17 protein-coding genes are annotated in these 18,240 nt (G+C 71.5%); 12 read left to right on the top strand and 5 right to left on the bottom strand.

What is annotated here, in order from left to right:
• Nucleotides 1–48 precede the first annotated feature (48 nt).
• The gene (locus NRK68_RS24245) at nt 49–1,062 is read right to left on the bottom strand and encodes an NADP-dependent oxidoreductase (RefSeq protein WP_257856694.1); all 1,014 of its coding nucleotides are present in this window, start codon (nt 1,060–1,062) and stop codon (nt 49–51) included.
• A 100-nt stretch (nt 1,063–1,162) separates the two neighbouring features.
• Here NRK68_RS24245 and NRK68_RS24250 point away from each other — a divergent pair, with 100 nt between their 5' ends.
• The 4 genes from NRK68_RS24250 (at nt 1,163) to NRK68_RS24265 (ending at nt 4,880) form a co-directional block, all read left to right on the top strand.
• A complete protein-coding gene (locus NRK68_RS24250; protein WP_257856695.1) occupies nt 1,163–2,047 on the top strand; it encodes a LysR family transcriptional regulator in 885 nt (294 codons plus the stop codon).
• 260 nt (nt 2,048–2,307) lie between these two features.
• Nucleotides 2,308–2,436 carry a hypothetical protein gene (locus tag NRK68_RS24255; protein ID WP_257856696.1) on the top strand — a complete coding sequence of 43 codons (129 nt, stop codon included), beginning with the start codon at nt 2,308–2,310 and terminating at the stop codon, nt 2,434–2,436.
• A 92-nt stretch (nt 2,437–2,528) separates the two neighbouring features.
• On the top strand, nt 2,529–3,569 hold the full coding sequence (locus NRK68_RS24260) for a 3-isopropylmalate dehydrogenase (protein WP_257856697.1): 1,041 nt from the start codon (nt 2,529–2,531) through the stop codon (nt 3,567–3,569).
• 225 nt (nt 3,570–3,794) lie between these two features.
• Nucleotides 3,795–4,880 (top strand): branched-chain amino acid aminotransferase, encoded by a 1,086-nt coding sequence (locus NRK68_RS24265; RefSeq protein WP_183068580.1) that lies wholly within the window; start codon nt 3,795–3,797, stop codon nt 4,878–4,880.
• A gap of 86 nt (nt 4,881–4,966) precedes the next feature.
• Here the strand turns inward: NRK68_RS24265 and NRK68_RS24270 are convergent, their stop codons facing one another.
• Nucleotides 4,967–6,391, bottom strand: coding sequence for a cytosine permease (locus NRK68_RS24270; protein ID WP_183068581.1), 1,425 nt, complete (start codon nt 6,389–6,391; stop codon nt 4,967–4,969).
• Between the two features lie 156 nt (nt 6,392–6,547).
• Between NRK68_RS24270 and ureA the strand changes: the two genes are divergently transcribed.
• The 6 genes from ureA (at nt 6,548) to NRK68_RS24300 (ending at nt 14,248) form a co-directional block, all read left to right on the top strand.
• The gene (gene ureA, locus NRK68_RS24275) at nt 6,548–7,285 is read left to right on the top strand and encodes an urease subunit gamma (protein WP_183068582.1); all 738 of its coding nucleotides are present in this window, start codon (nt 6,548–6,550) and stop codon (nt 7,283–7,285) included.
• The gene (locus tag NRK68_RS24280; RefSeq protein WP_183068583.1) at nt 7,282–9,024 is read left to right on the top strand and encodes an urease subunit alpha; all 1,743 of its coding nucleotides are present in this window, start codon (nt 7,282–7,284) and stop codon (nt 9,022–9,024) included. Before ureA ends, NRK68_RS24280 begins: the two co-directional genes overlap by 4 nt.
• Before the next feature lie 29 nt (nt 9,025–9,053).
• Nucleotides 9,054–10,103: an agmatine deiminase family protein gene (locus tag NRK68_RS24285; protein ID WP_257856698.1), complete on the top strand. Its 1,050-nt coding sequence runs from the start codon at nt 9,054–9,056 to the stop codon at nt 10,101–10,103.
• Nucleotides 10,104–10,133: 30 nt separating this feature from the next.
• Entirely contained in the window at nt 10,134–10,754 is a 621-nt protein-coding gene (locus NRK68_RS24290) for a TetR/AcrR family transcriptional regulator (RefSeq protein ID WP_183068585.1), read from the top strand.
• 332 nt (nt 10,755–11,086) lie between these two features.
• Nucleotides 11,087–12,715 carry a citramalate synthase gene (cimA, locus tag NRK68_RS24295; RefSeq protein ID WP_257856699.1) on the top strand — a complete coding sequence of 543 codons (1,629 nt, stop codon included), beginning with the start codon at nt 11,087–11,089 and terminating at the stop codon, nt 12,713–12,715.
• Between the two features lie 177 nt (nt 12,716–12,892).
• A complete protein-coding gene (locus tag NRK68_RS24300; protein ID WP_257856700.1) occupies nt 12,893–14,248 on the top strand; it encodes a hypothetical protein in 1,356 nt (451 codons plus the stop codon).
• Nucleotides 14,249–14,279: 31 nt separating this feature from the next.
• Here the strand turns inward: NRK68_RS24300 and NRK68_RS24305 are convergent, their stop codons facing one another.
• Nucleotides 14,280–14,888 carry a YceI family protein gene (locus tag NRK68_RS24305; RefSeq protein ID WP_046776281.1) on the bottom strand — a complete coding sequence of 203 codons (609 nt, stop codon included), beginning with the start codon at nt 14,886–14,888 and terminating at the stop codon, nt 14,280–14,282.
• A 277-nt stretch (nt 14,889–15,165) separates the two neighbouring features.
• On the opposite strand from NRK68_RS24305, the gene NRK68_RS24310 reads away from it, so the two are divergent.
• Both NRK68_RS24310 and NRK68_RS24315 read left to right on the top strand, forming a co-directional pair.
• Entirely contained in the window at nt 15,166–16,749 is a 1,584-nt protein-coding gene (locus NRK68_RS24310; RefSeq protein ID WP_030958489.1) for an acyl-CoA carboxylase subunit beta, read from the top strand.
• A gap of 23 nt (nt 16,750–16,772) precedes the next feature.
• A complete protein-coding gene (locus NRK68_RS24315) occupies nt 16,773–16,973 on the top strand; it encodes an acyl-CoA carboxylase subunit epsilon (protein ID WP_183068589.1) in 201 nt (66 codons plus the stop codon).
• 167 nt (nt 16,974–17,140) lie between these two features.
• Here NRK68_RS24315 and NRK68_RS24320 read toward each other — a convergent pair whose 3' ends face one another.
• Together NRK68_RS24320 and NRK68_RS24325 are read right to left on the bottom strand one after the other, a co-directional pair.
• On the bottom strand, nt 17,141–17,725 hold the full coding sequence (locus NRK68_RS24320) for a GTP-binding protein (RefSeq protein WP_007266770.1): 585 nt from the start codon (nt 17,723–17,725) through the stop codon (nt 17,141–17,143).
• The gene (locus tag NRK68_RS24325; RefSeq protein ID WP_183068590.1) at nt 17,706–18,239 is read right to left on the bottom strand and encodes a DUF742 domain-containing protein; all 534 of its coding nucleotides are present in this window, start codon (nt 18,237–18,239) and stop codon (nt 17,706–17,708) included. Before NRK68_RS24325 ends, NRK68_RS24320 begins: the two co-directional genes overlap by 20 nt.
• Nucleotide 18,240: the final 1 nt, after the last annotated feature.

The following is an 18,240-nucleotide window of genomic DNA, read 5'->3' on the forward strand; positions in this document are numbered from 1 at the left end:
GTCTACATCCGTGCGGCAAGAGTTCGGTGAACTTCGGGACGGCCGGGGTCAGCCGCCGACGCGTACGAGCATCTTGCCCACGTTCTCGCCGCGGAGCATGCCCCGGAAGGCGTCCACCGTGTGCTCGAACCCCTGCACGACGGTGGTGTCGGTGCCGATCCGGCCGCTGCGCAGATGGGGGACGAGGAAGTCCTCCAGCTCGTCCTGCAGATTGGTGTGATGGCGGACCAATACGCCTTCCATGCGCAGCGACTTGTGGACGACCTCGAAGAGGTTGCGGGGCGCGGCGGGGGACCGGTCGCCGTTGTAGGTCGAGACGGCGCCGACCCAGGCGATCCGCCCGAACTCGCGCAGTGCGCCGATCGCGCCCTCCAGGTGCTCGCCGCCCACGTTGTCCACGTAGACGTCGATGCCCTCCGGGGCGGCCTTCGCGAGCTGCTCGCCGACGGGGGCGTCGTGGTAGTCGAAGGCGGCGTCGAAGCCGAGGACGTCCGTGAGGTGGCGGACCTTCGCCGCCGAGCCCGCGCTGCCGATGATCCGCCGCGCGCCCAGCAGCCGGGCGATGTGCCCGGTGGCGGTGCCGACCCCGCCCGCGGCGGCGGAGACGAACAGGTCCTCGCCCTCGCGCAGCGCGGCCGTCCGGGTCAGTGCGGCGTACGCCGTCAGACCGGTGCCGCCGAGGATCGAGAGGTACGCCTCCAGCGGGACGCCCGCGTGGTCGCGCAGCCGGCGCGTCCCCGCCTCGCCGAGGGTGACCAGGGCGTGCGTGCGCCAGCCCGCGCGGTGGAAGACCAGGTCGCCCTCGCGCAGCCCCGGGTCGCGGGAGGCGATCACCCGGCCCACCGAGCGGCCCTCCAGCGGGGTGTTCAGCTCGAAGCCACCCTCCCCGCCGTCCATCAGACCGCGGTGGTACGGGTCCACGGAGAGCAGCAGGTTCTCCACCAGGGCGGTGCCGGGCCGCGGTTCGGGTACCGGGGAGGTGACGTACGCGAAGTCGCAGGCGCCGGGGAAGCCCTCGGGGCGGGCGATCTGGTGGACGGCGTGAGCGGTGTTCGTGGTCATGGCCACGACGCTAGGAAGGAATCCGGCGGCCGGGCAGGGGGTTGGGTTCATGGAAGTCACGCATCCATGAACAGCACTCATACGACGAGGTGGGCCCCGGGTGTCCGAACTGCTCCCGCAGGAACTGCGGATCCTGGTCGCCGTCGCGGAGGCCGGCGCCTTCTCCGCCGCGGCCACGGCGCTCGGCGTGACCCAGTCGGCCGTGTCCCACTCGGTGCGCGGCAGCGAGGCCAAGCTCGGCGCCGTGCTCTTCGAGCGCGGGCGGTCCGGGGCCTCGCCCACCCCGGCGGGGGAGCGGGCGGTCGGCCACGCCCGCCGCATCCTGCGGTCGTACGAGGTCATGGGCGCGGAGGTGCGCGGCGCGGCCCGGGAGGCGGGCCGCGACGCACTCGGGGGCGTCCTGCGGATCGTGGCGTTCCGCAGCGCCGCCCTGCATCTGCTCCCGCCGGCCCTGGAACGGCTGGCCGCCCGGCACCCCGGCATCCGCCCCGAGGTCCGCGTGGTGCGCGAGATCGGCGCGGGTGCGGCCGGGGAAGTGGCGGCGGGCCGCGCGGACCTGGGCATCGCCACCCTGGGCGGCGCCCGGGAGGAGACGCCGCCCGGCCTGCTGACAGGGGTGCTCGCGCGGGAGGCGTACCGCCTGGTGCACCCGGCCGGTCATCCGGACCCGAGGTCGCTGCCCCTCGTGGACTGGGACGAGAACTGCGGCTCCTACACCCGCGCCTGGTGGCGGGCCCAGGACTGGATCCCTCGGGCGACGGTGAAGGCGGAGGACGACGCGATGGTGCTGACCATGGTCGGCCGCGGACTCGGCATGGCGATCATGCCCGAGCTGTCGCTGCGGGACGCGACCGAGGCGGTGGAGATCACCGGTCTGGGCCCGCAGGGGCCCGTGAGACAGGTGGGATACGTCACTACGGCGGAATCCGCCGCAACCCTCGCCGTCAGGGCTCTGATCAGGGAACTTCGCTCGCAGAAGGGCTGAAACGGACCCTCGGGAGGAGGGTGTTGGAGGGGATTCGCGTCTCAGATAGTAGGAAGTCCGAGTAATTGCCGAGACATACAGCGGGACCTGACCTAGCTTTGTAGAAGCCGAACGTCTCGCCGATCGGGCGAATGGCGGTCGAGAGCGCGTGCCCCTGGCAGGCAACCCCTGCGGCGCGCTGCTCCCCGCCTCTTCCGGCGCCTTGAAGGAACCCCTCATCCGTGGCCCCGCCACGCCGTGATCTCAAGGAGTCGATCACCATGACCGCAACCACCGCCACCCGCCGCGTCCGCCACGCCTCCGCCTCGGCCGACGAACGCAAGAACGCCGCCGCGGCCCTGCAGCGTGCCCTCGACCGCCGTGACAACGGCGGCTCGACCGGCCACTGACCGGCCCTCGGCGCCACGCCCGACCGGGACATTTCGCGTCCACATCGTGGACGTGAAATGTCTGAGGGCTGGACACGGAGTACGGTTTCGCCATGTCGACCAGCATCAATCTCGCAGTGATCCCCGGTGATGGCATCGGCCAGGAAGTCGTGGCTCAGGGACTCAAGGTCCTTACCGCGGTCCTGCCCCAGGATGTGAAGCTGGAGACCAGGCAATACGACCTCGGCGCCCAGCGCTGGCACCGCACCGGTGAGACCCTCCCGGACGCGGAACTCGAAGCTCTGAAACACCACGACGCGATCCTGCTGGGCGCCATCGGCGACCCCTCGGTCCCGTCCGGCGTGCTGGAGCGCGGCCTGCTGCTCAAGCTGCGCTTCGCCTTCGACCACTTCATCAACCTGCGGCCGTCGAAGCTGTTCCCCAACACCGCCACCCCGCTGGCGGGCCGCCCGGACATCGACTTCGTCGTGGTCCGCGAGGGCACCGAGGGCCCGTACACCGGCAACGGCGGCAGCCTGCGCACCGGTACCCCCGCCGAGGTGGCCACCGAGGTCAGCGTCAACACCGCGTACGGTGTCGAGCGCGTCGTCCGTGACGCGTACGAGCGGGCCGACTCCCGCCCCCGCAAGAAGCTGACGCTGGTCCACAAGAACAACGTCCTCGTGTACGCGGGCCACATGTGGAAGAACATCTTCGACAAGGTCGGCCAGGAGTACCCCGAGGTCACCACCGACTACCTGCACGTCGACGCGGCGACGATCTTCTTCGTCACCCAGCCGGAGCGTTTCGACGTCATCGTCACCGACAACCTCTTCGGCGACATCCTCACCGACCTGGCCGCGGCCGTCACCGGCGGAATCGGCCTGGCCGCCTCCGGGAACATCAACCCGACCGGCGCCTTCCCGTCCATGTTCGAGCCCGTCCACGGCTCGGCCCCGGACATCGCCGGGACCGGCAAGGCCGACCCGACCGCGACGATCCTCTCCGTCGCCCTCCTGCTGCGCCATCTGGGCTACGAGGCCGAGGCCGTCCGCATCGAGGACGCGGTCTCCGCCGACCTCGCGGAGCGCGACGGCACCTTCCGCTCCACCGACGCGATCGGCGACGCCCTCGCCGCGCGAGTAGCCGGCTGACCCGGCCGCTCCACCCCAGGAAGCCGCCGGGTCACAATGGGACCTGGCGGCTTCTCCTGTGCGGCCGCGGGTGCCACCATCTCCCCTGGGCCGCAATCCCCCGCTTCTCCGAAGCCTGCCCGCGCGCGATAATCGAACGCGAGGCCGCGGAATGCGGGAAGCTCGGACGTCCTGGTACGCCGTGAGCGCGGTCCGCCATACACAACCGGTGAAGGACAAGCACTCATGACGACGCCCACGATCGAGCTCAAGCCCTCCTCGAACCCGCTGTCCGACGCGGAGCGCGAGGCGATCCTGGCCAGCCCCGGCTTCGGCCGCCACTTCACCGACCACATGGTGACGATCAAGTGGACCGAGGGCCGCGGCTGGCACGACGCCGAACTGGTCCCGTACGCGCCGCTCTCGATCGACCCGGCGAACATGACCCTGCACTACGCGCAGACGATCTTCGAGGGGCTCAAGGCCTACCGTCAGCCCGACGGCACCGTCGCCACCTTCCGCCCCGAGGCCAACGCCGAGCGCTTCCAGGCCTCGGCGCGCCGCATGGCGATGCCGGAGCTGCCGGTCGAGCTGTTCATCGAGGCCTGCGACGCCCTGATCAAGCAGGACCGCGCCTGGGTCCCGGACTCCGGCGAGGCCTCCCTCTACCTGCGGCCCTTCATGTTCGCCTCCGAGGTCGGCCTCGGTGTCCGCCCGGCCAACGAATTCCTCTTCATCGTCATCGCCTCGCCGGCCGGCGCGTACTTCCCCGGTGGGGTCAAGCCCGTCTCCGTCTGGCTCTCCGAGGACTACGTCCGCGCGGTCAAGGGCGGCACCGGCGCGGCCAAGACCGGCGGCAACTACGCGGCCTCGCTGGTCGCGCAGGCCCAGGCCGCCTCGCACGGCTGCGACCAGGTGGTCTGGCTCGACGCCGTCGAGCACCGCTGGATCGAGGAGATGGGCGGGATGAACCTGTACTTCGTGTACGGCGACCGCATCGTCACCCCCGAGCTGACCGGCTCGCTGCTCCCCGGCATCACCCGCGACTCCCTCCTCACCATCGCCCGCGACCTCGGCTACACCGCCGAGGAGGGCCGCCTGACCACCGAGGACTGGCAGCGCGACAACGCCAACGGCACTCTCACCGAGGTGTTCGCCTGCGGCACCGCCGCCGTCATCACCCCGGTCGGCTCGGTCAAGTCCGAGCGCGCCAACTGGACCCAGGGCGACGGCGAGCCGGGCGAGGTCACCATGCGCCTGCGCAAGGCGCTGCTGGAGCTCCAGACCGGCCACGCCGCCGACACCCATGGCTGGATGCACCCCCTCGGCTAGTCGCCGTTTGTCGCCACCCGCGTACGGGAGCGGGCCCGCACTCCGGATCTCCGGGGTGCGGGCCCGCTCGCGTACGGGGAGGGGCCTCAGGCGCTCGCCGGCTCCTCGGCGGCGGCCGCCGGGGCCGGGGCGGCGGCTCGGCGGGCGGTGAGCGCGGTGTACACGAGGCCGCCGGTGAGGCCGGAGAGGACGAAGGAGCAGTCCACGCCGCCGGTGAGGGCGAGCAGCGGACCCTCGTGGAAGGGGGTGGTCACGGCGAGCAGGCCGACGGCCGCGCCGATCACCCAGGAGGCGGTGGCCGCGACGTTCCAGCCGGAGCGGTACCAGTAGGCCCCGCCCGCCGAGCGGCGGTTGAAGACCTGGAGTGCGTCGGCGTCGTAGACCCCGCGGCAGCGCATGTGTCCGATCAGGGTGATCACGGCCCACGGGGTGCCGATCGCGGTCAGCACCAGCACGAACGAGGTCATCGCCGACTGCACGTCCCACTCGAAGGACCCGACGAACACGAAGGCGGTCGCGACGGCCGCGGCGATCACGGTGGCGGTGGTGCGGGTGGCCCGGGGGACGATCGCGTCCAGGTCCAGCCCCATGGAGTAGAGCATCAGCCCGGCGTTGCCGACCGAGCCGGCCGCGGCCGCCACCAGCAGCGGGAGCAGGTACCAGAACGGCGCGGCCTCGACCAGCGGACCGGCGTAGTCCAGGCCCGCCCGGGCGGCCAGCGCGGTGAAGGTGCCGAAGAGCTGGGGGATCAGCAGGCCGATCAGCAGGCCGAGGGCGGTGGCCCACAGGACCGTGCGCGAGGTGTGCCGGCGCGGGGAGATGTAGCGCGTGTAGTCGCCCAGCAGGGTGATGAAGGCGACGGGCCCGCTGAGCCCGGCGGCGACGGCGGCCAGCAGCCACGTCGGCCAGAAGGAGCCGAGCAGGTACGGGGTCTCGGGCGGCGCGGCGGTGGTGAAGTCCGGGGCGTAGGCGACGAGGCCGGCGGCCAGCAGCAGCACCATGGCGATGGACAGCACCTTGCTCATGCGCAGCAGCAGCCGGTAGCCGAAGACGGCCGCGACGACGGTGCACGCGGCGAGCAGGCCGTACATGGCGGCCCGCGACAGGCCGGTGTCCGGGAGCCCGGTGAGCCGCGCGAGGGTGCCGACCATCACGTCGCCGCCGATCCACAGCGTGAGGGCGGTATAGCCGAGCGAGAGCAGCAGCCCCACCACCGACCCCACGAGCCGGCCGCGCACACCGAACTGCGCGCCGCTGGAGGTGGAGAGGTTGGTCGCGGTGCGCAGGGAGACGAGGGCCAGCGGCGCGGTGAAGGCGATGCCGACGAGGGTGCCGGTCACGATGGCCGTGACCGAGGGCCACAGGCCCAGTCCGAAGGACGGGGGCAGCCAGCCGAAGACGATCACACCGAGGCACAGGTTGGAGCCGAGGAGGATCGAGATCAGGTCACGGGGACCGCTGGTCCGTTCCTCCTCGGGGATGGTGTCGACTCCGCGCTGTTCGATGGGCATGGGGGACTCCCTTGGCAGGGCGGGGGGTGGTCGGGCTTTTGTTTGAGCGACACTCAATGTGACTCAAGCCCTGCGTTCCGGTCAATGATTCCCAGCCACGAAATGAAGAGTTAGAGTGATGCTCTAACCCATCGACTCAAGAGGTGGTGGATCGGCGTGCGGCTGACCCCTACGGAGCGCGACCGGCTGCTGCTCCGCAGCGCTGCGGAACTGGCCAGGGCCCGGCGGGCCCGCGGTCTGAGGCTCAACGTCCCGGAGGCCACCGCGCTGATCGCGGACACGGTCTGCGAGGCGGCGCGCGACGGCAAACGGCTCGCCGAGGCCATCGAGGAGGCCCGCGCCGTGCTGGGCCCCGACGACGTCCTGCCGGGCGTCGCCGACGTGGTCACCGAGGTGCACGTGGAAGCCGTCTTCGAGGACGGATCCCGCCTTGCCGTGGTCTCGTCCCCCGTCCGCGGCGCGGTACCGCTCGGCGACGACGCCCCGGGCGCCGTCGTCCCCGGCCCCGGTGTCCCCCAGCCGGAGCCGGCCGTGCACCTGCACGTGCGCAACACCGCCGCCGTCCCGGTGAGCGTGACCTCGCACTTCCACTTCTTCGAGGCGAACCCACGCCTGGACTTCGACCGCGCCGCCGCCTACGGCATGCGGCTGTGCGTGCCGGCGGGCTCCTCCGTACGGTTCGACCCGCACGGCGAGGGCGATGTCGGCCTCGTCCCCATCGGCGGCGACCGCATCGCGATCGGCTTCGCGGGCCTGGTGGACGGCCCCCTCGACGCCCCCGGAGCCCGGGAGGAGGCCCTGCGCCGCGCGGCGGCCTGCGGCTACCTGGGCGCCACCCCGGCCGGGGACGGCCGGGCCGGCACCACCGACCGCCCGGAAGGGACGACGGCATGAGCAGGCAGACGCCGCACACCGATCACAGTGCGCACTGCGCGCCGGGGAGCCGGCACATCGATCCCCACGAGTACGCGGCCGTCTTCGGCCCCCGGGCGGGGGACCGGGTGCGCCTCGGCGACTCCGGGCTGACCGTACGGGTGGAGTCGGACGCGCAGAAGCCGGGGGACGAGTTCCTGGCCGGCTTCGGCAAGACCGCCCGCGACGGCCTGCACCTGAAGGCGGCCGCCGTCCGCGACACCTGCGACGTCGTGATCAGCAACGTCCTGGTCATCGACGCCGTCCTCGGTATCCGCAAGGTCTCCATCGGCATCCGCGAGGGCCGCATCCACGCGATCGGCCGGGCCGGCAACCCCGACACCCTCGACGGCGTCGACGTCGTCGTGGGCACCGGCACCTCGATCGTCTCCGGCGAGGGCCTGATCGCCACCGCCGGCGCCGTCGACACCCACGTGCACCTGCTGTCCCCGCGCATCATGGAGGCCTCGCTCGCCGCGGGCGTCACCACCGTCATCGGCCAGGAGTTCGGCCCTGTCTGGGGCGTCGGCGTCAACTCCCCGTGGGCCCTGAAGCACGCCTTCAATGCCTTCGACGCCTGGCCCGTCAACATCGGCTTCCTCGCCCGCGGCTCCTCCTCGGACGCCGCGCCCCTCGTCGAGGCCCTCGCCGAAGGCGGCGCCTCCGGCTTCAAGGTGCACGAGGACATGGGCGCGCACACCCGGGCCCTGGACACCGCGCTGCGGGTGGCGGAGGAGCACGACGTACAGGTCGCCCTGCACTCGGACGGCCTCAACGAATGCCTCTCCGTCGAGGACACCCTGCGGGTACTGGAGGGCCGGACCATCCACGCCTTCCACATCGAGGGCTGCGGCGGCGGGCACGTCCCGAACGTGCTGAAGATGGCGGGCGTGCCGAACGTCATCGGCTCCTCCACCAACCCGACACTGCCCTTCGGCCGGGACGCCGTCGCCGAGCACTACGGCATGATCGTCTCCGTCCACGACCTCAAGCCCGACCTGCCCGGCGACGCCGCGATGGCCCGCGACCGGATCCGGGCCGGGACGATGGGCGCCGAGGACGTCCTGCACGACCTGGGCGCGATCGGCATCACCTCCTCCGACGCCCAGGGCATGGGACGCGCCGGCGAGACGGTCCGCCGCACCTTCGCGATGGCCGCGAAGATGAAGGGCGAGCTCGGCCCGCTGGAGGGCGACGGCGAGGGCGACGACAACGCCCGCGTGCTGCGCTACATGGCCAAGCTGACGATCAACCCGGCCATCGCCCACGGCCTGGCGCACGAGATCGGCTCCATCGAGGTCGGCAAGCTCGCCGACATCGTGCTCTGGCGGCCCCCGTTCTTCGGCGCGAAGCCGCAGCTCGTCCTGAAGGCCGGGTTCCCCGCCTACGGCGTCACAGGCGACCCCAACGCCGCCACCGACACCTGCGAACCCCTCGTCCTGGGCCCGCAGTTCGGCGCGTACGGGGCCACCGCGGCCGATATCTCCGTCGCCTTCGTCTCGGCTGCCGCGGCCGCCCTGGGCGGCGACGCCATGCCGACCCGCCGACGCCGGGTCGCCGTCCGCGGCACCCGCGGCATCGGACCCGCCGACCTGCTCCTCAACTCCCGGGTGGGCGCGGTCGACGTGGACGCGCGCAGCGGACTCGTCTCCCTCGACGGGGAACCCCTGCGCTCCGAAGCCGCCGCATCGGTCTCCCTCAACCGCCTGTACTTCCTGTAAGTCAGCACAGCCGTAAGGACCTGCCTGCCATGACCGCCAAGCCCGTGCACCACGGATTCCGGATGCCCGCCGAGTGGACGCCCCACGAGCGCACCTGGATGGCCTGGCCCAGCCCGAACCCGACCTTCACCACCGAGCAGGAGCTCGCCGAGGCCCGCGAGGCCTGGGGAGCCGTCGCCCGCGCGGTGCGCCGGTACGAGCCCGTGACCCTCGTGGTCGGCCCGGGCGACGCCGAGAACGCCCGGGCGATCGCCGGCGCCGGCGACGGCCACCCACTCGACCTCGTCGAGCGCCCGCTCGACGACGCCTGGATGCGCGACATCGGCCCGACCTTCGTCACCGACGACACCGGAGAGCTGGCCGCCGTCGACTGGACCTTCAACGGCTGGGGCGCCCAGGAATGGGCCCGCTGGGAGCACGACTCGAAGATCGCCCGGCACGTCTCGGACGTGCTCGGCACCCGCACCTTCAGCACCCCGCTGGTCAACGAGGGCGGCGCGATCCACGTCGACGGCGAGGGCACCGTGCTGCTCACCGACACCGTCCAGCTGGGCAAGGGCCGCAACCCCGACTGGACCCGCGAGCAGGTCGAGGCCGAGATCCACGCCCACCTCGGCACCACCAAGGCGATCTGGCTGCCGTACGGCCTGGCCGGCGACTACGGCACCTACGGCACGCAGGGCCACGTCGACATCGTCGCGGCCTTCGCCCGGCCCGGTGTGGTCATGGTCCACAGCCAGCCCGACCCCTCCCACCCCGACCATGAGCGCTGCCGGACCATCGCGGCGATCCTGCGCGCGGCCACCGACGCCGCCGGCCGGCGGCTGGAGGTCGTGGAGATCCCCGCGCCGACCGTGCTGGAGGAGGACGGCGAGTGGGTGGACTACTCCTACATCAACCACTACCTGTGCAACGACGGCGTCGTGCTGTGCTCCTTCGACGACCCCCGCGACGAGGAGGCGGCCGAGATCTTCCGTGGCCTGTTCCCCGAACGGACCGTGACCCTCGTCGACGCACGTACGATTTTCGCCGGGGGTGGCGGTATTCATTGCATCACCCAGCAGCAGCCGAAGGTCTGACCTACGGCGGACCTCACGAAGGAGCGGCGCATGGCGGCGGGCGGAGTACCGGTACGGGCGGCGCGCAAGAACGCGCCCCCGCGCGAGGACGTACTCGTCGCCGCCATGGCCACGATCGCCGAGCGCGGCCTGGACGGCCTGACCATGGCCGGGCTGGGCCGCGAGGTCGGCATGAGCAGCGGCCACCTCCTCTACTACTTCCGCAGCAAGGACGAGCTCCTGCTCCAGACCCTGGAATGGAGCGAGGCCGAACTGGGCAGTGCGCGCCGCGCCCTGCTGGCCCGCCGCGGCCCGGTGGCCGAGCGCCTGCAGGCGTACGTGGACCTGTACGTGCCCACCCGGGCCCGCGACCCGCACTGGACGCTGTGGCTGGAGGTGTGGAACCGGTCGCAGAACGCCGGCCCCCAGGAACGCGACCGGCAGGCGGCCATCGAGGGCGCCTGGCACCGCGACCTGGTGGCACTCCTCGCCGAGGGCATCTCGCGCGGGGAGTTCCGCCCGGTGGACGCCGAACGCGTGGCGACCCGCATCCGGGCCCTCCTCGACGGCTTCAGCATCCAGCTGGCGGTGGGCCTCCCGACGCTCGACCGGACGGCCATCCTGGCCCACGTCCGCGAATTCCTCACCGAAACCCTGTCCGTGCGGCCGTAGCCGCACCGCCACGGACAGGCACTGCCCGCATCGTGAGATGGCCGTCCATCCACGGCGAGGGGTGTGGCAGACTGCCAGCGTGCCTGCTCAGCTCATGATTATCGCCAGCAGCGCGCCGGTCCCCAGTGGCCGCTGAACCGTGGAAGAACTTCGCGGAAGCGGCCACCGTGCCTCGGACCCGCGTGCAGACCTCTCGCTACCCGCGAGAGGTTTTTTCGTTTCCCGGACCATCCCAGCCGGGACCGTACTGCGCGCGATGATGGGGGCAGTGACGGCGGCCTTCCCATGGGCGGGTTTTTCGGAACCACTCATCCGACAGGAGTCAGATCAGCATGACGACGACACCAGAGGCGGCAGCAGCGCTGTCCGGAGGCCTGGACGACAGCTTCCACGTCTTCGACACCACCCTGCGCGACGGCGCCCAGCGTGAGGGCATCAACCTCACGGTCGCCGACAAGCTGACGATCGCGCGCCATCTGGACGACTTCGGAGTGGGCTTCATCGAGGGCGGCTGGCCCGGCGCCAACCCCCGCGACACCGAGTTCTTCGCCCGCGCCCGTGCGGAGATCGACTTCAAGAACGCCCGGCTGGTGGCCTTCGGCGCCACCCGCCGCGCCGGCGGCTCGGCCGACCAGGACCCCCAGGTGCGGGCCCTGCTGGAGTCCGGCGCCCCTGTGATCACCCTCGTCGCCAAGTCCCACGACCGCCACGTCGAGCTCGCCCTGCGCACCACCCTGGACGAGAACCTGGAGATGGTCCGGGACACCGTCTCCCACCTGGTGGCCCAGGGCCGCCGCGTCTTCGTCGACTGCGAGCACTTCTTCGACGGCTACCGCGCCAACGCCGAGTACGCGAAGTCCGTCGTGCGCACCGCGTACGAGGCCGGCGCCGACGTCGTCATCCTCTGCGACACCAACGGGGGCATGCTGCCCGCCCAGGTGTCCGCGACCGTCGCCACCGTCCTCGCCGACACCGGCGCCCGCCTCGGCATCCACGCCCAGGACGACACCGGCTGCGCCGTCGCCAACACCCTGGCCGCCGTCGACGCCGGCGCCACCCACGTCCAGTGCACCGCGAACGGCTACGGCGAGCGCGTCGGCAACGCCAACCTGTTCCCCGTCGTCGCCGCACTGGAGATCAAGTACGGCCGCAAGGTGCTCCCCGACGGCGCGCTCGCCGAGATGACCCGGATCTCGCACGCCATCGCCGAGGTCGTCAACCTCACCCCCTCCACCCACCAGCCCTACGTCGGCGTCTCCGCCTTCGCACACAAGGCGGGCCTGCACGCCTCGGCGATCAAGGTGGACCCGGACCTCTACCAGCACATCGACCCCGAGCGGGTCGGCAACACCATGCGGATGCTGGTCTCCGACATGGCCGGCCGCGCCTCCATCGAGCTCAAGGGCAAGGAACTCGGCGTCGACCTCGGCGGGGACCGCGCGCTGATCTCCCGGGTCGTGGAGCGGGTCAAGGAACGCGAGCTCCAGGGCTACACCTACGAGGCGGCCGACGCCTCCTTCGAACTGCTCCTGCGGGCCGAGGCCGAGGGGCGGGCCCGCAAGTACTTCCGTATCGAGTCCTGGCGGGCGATCGTCGAGGACCGCCCGGACGGCACCCACGCCAACGAGGCCACCGTGAAGCTGTGGGCCAAGGGCGAGCGGATCGTCGCCACGGCCGAGGGCAACGGCCCGGTCAACGCGCTGGACCGGGCCCTGCGGGTGGCGCTGGAGCGGTTCTACCCGCAGCTCGCCAAGTTCGAGCTGGTCGACTACAAGGTCCGCATCCTGGAGGGCACCCACGGCACGGAGTCCACGACCCGCGTGCTCGTCGCCACGACGGACGGGGTCCGCGAGTGGTCCACGGTCGGGGTCGCCCCCAACGTGATCGCCGCCTCCTGGCAGGCCCTGGAGGACGCGTTCACCTACGGCCTCCTGCACGCGGGCGTCGAACCGGCCGAGTAGCCGCCGTCGGCTCAGCACCGGTGGTCGCGGTGCTCGCGGAACTCCTTCCGCGTCATGGCCCGATCGCCCGCCCACACTTCGCCGGGCTCCGGCCCGGCGAGGTCCTCGGCGTCCGGTCAGGGCAGACCTTATGTCCGGCTCACACGGGAAAGTGCCGGTTCGGGTAGCGTCATGGATATGAGGACCAGGCTGATATCCATACGTTGGGGATCGCTGCTCTCCGGTGTGCTGCTGGCCCTCGGCGCGACCGCCCTGGCGGCCGCGCCGCAGGCATCGGCCGACACCGGGGTCGCCGCCGTGGCGGAGGCCCTCAAGGAGGGCCCCGTGTATGTCGACCCCCGGGCCGCGGCACAGCTGCCGCAGGCCGAGGCCGACGCGCTCGCCGAGAAGATCAAGGACGCCGGGAAGCCGGTCTTCGTCGCCGTGCTCCCGGCCACCGCCGACTTCCCGCAGGACAAGGTGCTCGCCGCGGTCCGCGCGGAGACCGGCATCACCGGGCTCTACGCGATCCGGCTCGGCGATGGCTTCAGCGCCGGCGCCGACCGCGCGGTCATGCCGGCCAACGCCGTCCGCAACCTCACCGAGGCGGTCAAGACCGGCGCCCCGGTCGACGCGAGCACCCAGCTCAACAACTTCGTGGACCAGGCCCTGCCCCAGACCAGGGGCGGCGCCCCCGACTCCTGGGGCACCACCGGCGCCGAGGACGGCGTCCCGGTGGGCGGGCTGATCACCCTCGGCGCGGTGGCCGCGGTCGGTGGCGGCGGTGCGTACGTACTGGTCCGCCGGAACCGCAGGCAGAAGGAAGAGGCCCGGCGCGAGGCCGTCGAGCGGCTCGGCGTGGTCGTCGACGAGGACATCACGGCCTTCGGCGAGGAGCTGGAGCGCCTCGACTTCCACCCGGGTGAGCCCGGCGCCGACGACGCCATGCGCGCGGACTACGAGCGGGGGCTCGACTCGTACGAGAAGGCCAAGCGGATCATGGCCTCCGTCGAGCGCCCGGAAGAGGTCACCGGGGTGACCCAGGCCCTGGAGGACGGCCGGTACGCCCTGGCCTGCCTGGACGCGCGCCGGAGGGGCGAGCCGGTGCCCGAGCGCCGTGCGCCCTGCTTCTTCGACCCGCGTCACGGGCCGAGCACCGAGGACGCGACCTGGGCCCCGGCCTCGGGGGCGGCGCGCACGGTGCCCGTCTGCACGGCGGACGCGGTGCGGCTGCGCGACGGACTCGACCCGGCCGTGCGCACGGTCGACACCGAGCGCGGACCGCGGCCCTACTACGACGCCGGCCCGGCGTACGGGCCCTGGGCCGGCGGCTACTTCGGCGGTGGCATCCTGCCAGGCCTGCTCATGGGCACGATGCTCGGTTCGATGATGTCCACCCCGGCCTACGCCGCGGACTACGGCGGCGGCATGGGCGGCGGCTACGACGGCGGGGACTTCTCGGGGGCCGACTTCAACCCGTCCGACTTCGGGGGCGGGGACTTCGGCGGCGGAGGCGGATTCGGCGGTGGTGGCTTCGACGGGGGCGGCTTCTAGACCGCGCCGCCCCCGGGTCGCCGTGCGGCGGTCAGGCCTGCTTGATGGCGGAGATGTCGAAGGTCAGCTTCACCTTGTCGCTGACCACGACGCCGCCGGTCTCCAGCGCCGCGTTCCAGGTCAGGCCCCAGTCGGAACGCAGGATGTCGGCGCTGCCCTCGAAACCGACGCGCTGGTTGCCGTACGGGTCGGTGGCGGAGCCGTTGAACTCCAGGTCGATGGAGAGCGGCCGGGTGACGTCCTTGATGGTGAGGTCGCCGGTGATCCGGTAGGTGTCCCCGCCGAGGAACGCGGCCTCGGTGGAGCGGAAGGTCATCAGCGGGAAGGCCTCGGCGTCGAAGAAGTCACCGCTGCGCAGGTGGCCGTCACGGTCTGCGATACCGGTGTCCACGGAGGCGATCTTCACGTCGATCGACGCGGTGGAACGGGACGGGTCGGAGCCGTCCAGGTGCAGGGACCCCTCGTGGTCGGCGAAGGAGCCGCGGACGTTGGTCACCATCGCGTGGCGGACGGTGAAGCCGATGCTGCTGTGGGCCGGGTCGATGGCGTAGTCGCCGGTGAGAGCGGCGAGTGCCGGGTCCACCTCCAGGGTGGCGACGGCGGCGGTGTTCTCCTGGGTGCGGCGGTTGAAGAGGCCCATGACCTACTCCTCGGTAGTGGTTCTGTGCGGGGGGACGTCCGAAGCTGTTGAATGTTCAACGACCTCGACACCAGAGACACTAGAACCATTCCGTTCAAATTTCAACCACTATCCGGGGTGTCGGTGATTTCTGTGAAGGTCCTACAAGCGGGGATGGCCCCATCTGGCGGAGTCCTTAATTCCCAGGGCTGTTCTGTGCGGGCCGGACAGCGGAAGACTCCCGAGACTGTGCGGAATGAACGGAGGTTTTTCATCACGATCTTCGTAAGGTCGGTACATGACCGTTGTGGACCAGATCCCGAGCGAGCCGACGGACGCCCGTGGGCGCGTGGCCGAGCTGCACTCCCTGCGCGAGCAGGCGCGGCGTGGACCGAGTGACCGTGCGACCGAGGCCCAGCACGCGAAGGGCAAGCTGACGGCGCGCGAGCGCATCGCACTGCTCCTCGACGAAGGGTCCTTCAGGGAGGTCGAGCAGCTGCGCCGCCACCGGGCGACCGGCTTCGGCCTCGAGAACAAGAAGCCGTACACCGACGGTGTCATCACCGGCTGGGGCACGGTCGAGGGCCGCACGGTCTTCGTCTACGCCCACGACTTCCGGATCTTCGGCGGCGCCCTCGGCGAAGCCCACGCCACCAAGATCCACAAGATCATGGACATGGCCATCGCGGCCGGTGCCCCGCTGGTCTCCCTCAACGACGGCGCCGGCGCCCGTATCCAGGAGGGCGTCTCCGCCCTCGCCGGCTACGGCGGCATCTTCCAGCGCAACACCAAGGCCTCGGGCGTCATCCCGCAGATCTCGGTGATGCTCGGCCCGTGCGCCGGCGGAGCCGCGTACTCCCCGGCCCTGACCGACTTCGTCTTCATGGTCCGCGACACCTCGCAGATGTTCATCACCGGCCCGGATGTGGTCCGCGCGGTGACCGGTGAGGAGATCACCCAGAACGGCCTCGGCGGCGCCGACGTGCACGCCGAGACCTCGGGCGTCGCGCACTTCGCGTACGACGACGAGGAGACCTGCATCTCCGAGGTGCGCTACCTCATCTCGATGCTCCCCTCGAACAACCGCGAGAACCCGCCCGTCCACGAGACGAGCGACCCGGCGGACCGCCGCAGCGAGGTCCTCCTGGACCTGGTCCCCGCGGACGGCAACCGCCCGTACGACATGCACAAGGTCATCGAGGAGCTCGTCGACGACGGCGACGTCCTGGAGATCCACGAGCGCTGGGCCCGCAACATCATCTGCGCCCTGGCGCGCATGGACGGACAGGTCGTCGGCATCGTCGCCAACCAGCCCGCCCACCTCGCCGGCGTCCTCGACATCGAGGCCTCCGAGAAGTCGGCGCGCTTCGTCCAGATGTGCGACGCCTTCAACATCCCGATCATCACGCTGCTGGACGTCCCCGGCTTCCTCCCGGGCGTCGACCAGGAGCACGGCGGCATCATCCGCCACGGCGCCAAGCTGCTGTACGCGTACTGCAACGCCACCGTCCCGCGGATCTCGCTGATCCTGCGCAAGGCCTACGGCGGCGCGTACATCGTCATGGACTCCCAGTCCATCGGAGCCGACATCACCTACGCCTGGCCCACCAACGAGATCGCCGTGATGGGCGCCGAGGGCGCGGCCAACGTCATCTTCCGCAAGCAGATCGCGGACGCCGAGGACCCCGAGGCCATGCGCGTGCGCATGGTCAAGGAGTACAAGTCCGAGCTGATGCACCCGTACTACGCGGCCGAGCGCGGCCTCGTCGACGACGTCATCGACCCCGCCGAGACCCGCGAGGTGCTCGTCAGCGCCCTCGCGATGCTCCGCAACAAGCACGCCGATCTGCCGTCCCGCAAGCACGGCAACCCGCCGCAGTAACCGCGAAGGAGATCTGCCACCCCATGACCAACACCTCTGACACCCTGCTCCGCGTCGAGAAGGGCACCGCGGCGCCCGAAGAGCTGGCCGCGATCACCGCGATCCTGCTCGCCCGCGCCGCCGCCACCCCCGAGCAGGCGGCGGTCCGCCTGCCGCGCCAGGCCGGCTGGCGCCGCCTGGAGCGCACCCCGGGCTTCCGCGCCCCGCACAGCTGGCAGGGCTGAGCCCCCGGCTCACGCAATCCGCCGAGAAGGCCCCGCACCCGTCCAGGGTGCGGGGCCTTCCGCGTACCGTCCCGTGCGTACCCCCCGTGCAGGCGCCCCGGGAGGCGGCCCATGGCGAAGGCCCCCGCGTCGTGGACACAGGGGCCTGTCGGGGTGCGCGACGGTTCCTACCGCAGGCGCGCCATGAGGGCGTGCTCGACGAGCGTGATGAGCGCGCTCTTGGCGTCCGCGCGATGGCGGGCGTCGGTGGTGATGATGGGAGCGTCCGGGCCGATCTGCAGGGCCTCGCGGACTTCCTCCGGCGTGTACGGCTGGTGCCCGTCGAAGCCGTTGAGGGCGATGACGAAGGGCAGGCCGCTGTTCTCGAAGTAGTCGACCGCGGGGAAGCAGTCGGCGAGGCGGCGCGTGTCGACCAGCACGACGGCGCCGATGGCGCCGCGGACCAGGTCGTCCCACATGAACCAGAAGCGGTCCTGGCCGGGCGTGCCGAACAGGTACAGGATCAGGTCCTGGTCGAGCGTGATGCGTCCGAAGTCCATGGCGACCGTGGTGGTCGTCTTGTCACCGGTGTGGGTGAGGTCGTCGATGCCCGCGCTCGCGGACGTCATTACGGCTTCGGTGCGCAGCGGGTTGATCTCGGACACGGCTCCGACGAACGTGGTCTTGCCCACGCCGAAGCCGCCCGCCACCACGATCTTCGCGGAGGTGGTGGAGCGGGGAGCCGCTCCGCCGTTAGAGCTTGCGAAGTCCACTGAGCACCCTTTCGAGCAGTGTCACGTCTGGCTGGCCACCGGCAGACTCGTCGCCGCCGGGCTGGTGAATGGCGACAAGGCCCGCCTCCGCCAGGTCGGCTACGAGGATGCGGGCGACACCAAGAGGAATGGAGAGAAGTGCCGAGATCTCCGCGACGGATTTGATCTCCTGGCACAGGCGGCAGATGCGCTGGTGCTCGGGCAACTGCCCTTGCAGACGCGCGGGATCCGCCGTGGTACTGACCAGCGCCTCGATGGCGAGCTGGTAGCGCGGCCGAGTACGGCCGCCGGTCATCGCGTACGGGCGCACCAGCGGGTTGTGGGCCTTCGGGGCCGGCTGCCGCGCGGCGCGCGGAGGCGCCTGCGCGGGCATCTGGGGCTGCCCGTACTGCTGGTAGGGGTTCTGCTCCGGCATGGGCCGGCTTGGCGCGGAGGGAAAGTTGAAGCGGTTCTGGTCGTGCCCACCCTGCGGCTGCTGCGCGCCGCCATAAGGATGTCCTCCGGGTGTTGTCACG

Source organism: Streptomyces yangpuensis (assembly GCF_024666385.1).
Taxonomy (GTDB): Bacteria; Actinomycetota; Actinomycetes; order Streptomycetales; family Streptomycetaceae; genus Streptomyces; species Streptomyces yangpuensis.

Coding starts and splice junctions, on each gene's coding strand:
- NRK68_RS24245 (WP_257856694.1), bottom strand. CDS start 1,062: ATGACCACGAACACCGCTCACGCCGTCCACCAGATCGCCCGCCCCGAG.
- NRK68_RS24255 (WP_257856696.1), top strand. CDS start 2,308: ATGACCGCAACCACCGCCACCCGCCGCGTCCGCCACGCCTCCGCCTCG.
- NRK68_RS24260 (WP_257856697.1), top strand. CDS start 2,529: ATGTCGACCAGCATCAATCTCGCAGTGATCCCCGGTGATGGCATCGGC.
- NRK68_RS24265 (WP_183068580.1), top strand. CDS start 3,795: ATGACGACGCCCACGATCGAGCTCAAGCCCTCCTCGAACCCGCTGTCC.
- NRK68_RS24270 (WP_183068581.1), bottom strand. CDS start 6,391: ATGCCCATCGAACAGCGCGGAGTCGACACCATCCCCGAGGAGGAACGG.
- NRK68_RS24280 (WP_183068583.1), top strand. CDS start 7,282: ATGAGCAGGCAGACGCCGCACACCGATCACAGTGCGCACTGCGCGCCG.
- NRK68_RS24285 (WP_257856698.1), top strand. CDS start 9,054: ATGACCGCCAAGCCCGTGCACCACGGATTCCGGATGCCCGCCGAGTGG.
- NRK68_RS24290 (WP_183068585.1), top strand. CDS start 10,134: ATGGCGGCGGGCGGAGTACCGGTACGGGCGGCGCGCAAGAACGCGCCC.
- cimA (WP_257856699.1), top strand. CDS start 11,087: ATGACGACGACACCAGAGGCGGCAGCAGCGCTGTCCGGAGGCCTGGAC.
- NRK68_RS24300 (WP_257856700.1), top strand. CDS start 12,893: ATGAGGACCAGGCTGATATCCATACGTTGGGGATCGCTGCTCTCCGGT.
- NRK68_RS24305 (WP_046776281.1), bottom strand. CDS start 14,888: ATGGGCCTCTTCAACCGCCGCACCCAGGAGAACACCGCCGCCGTCGCC.
- NRK68_RS24310 (WP_030958489.1), top strand. CDS start 15,166: ATGACCGTTGTGGACCAGATCCCGAGCGAGCCGACGGACGCCCGTGGG.
- NRK68_RS24315 (WP_183068589.1), top strand. CDS start 16,773: ATGACCAACACCTCTGACACCCTGCTCCGCGTCGAGAAGGGCACCGCG.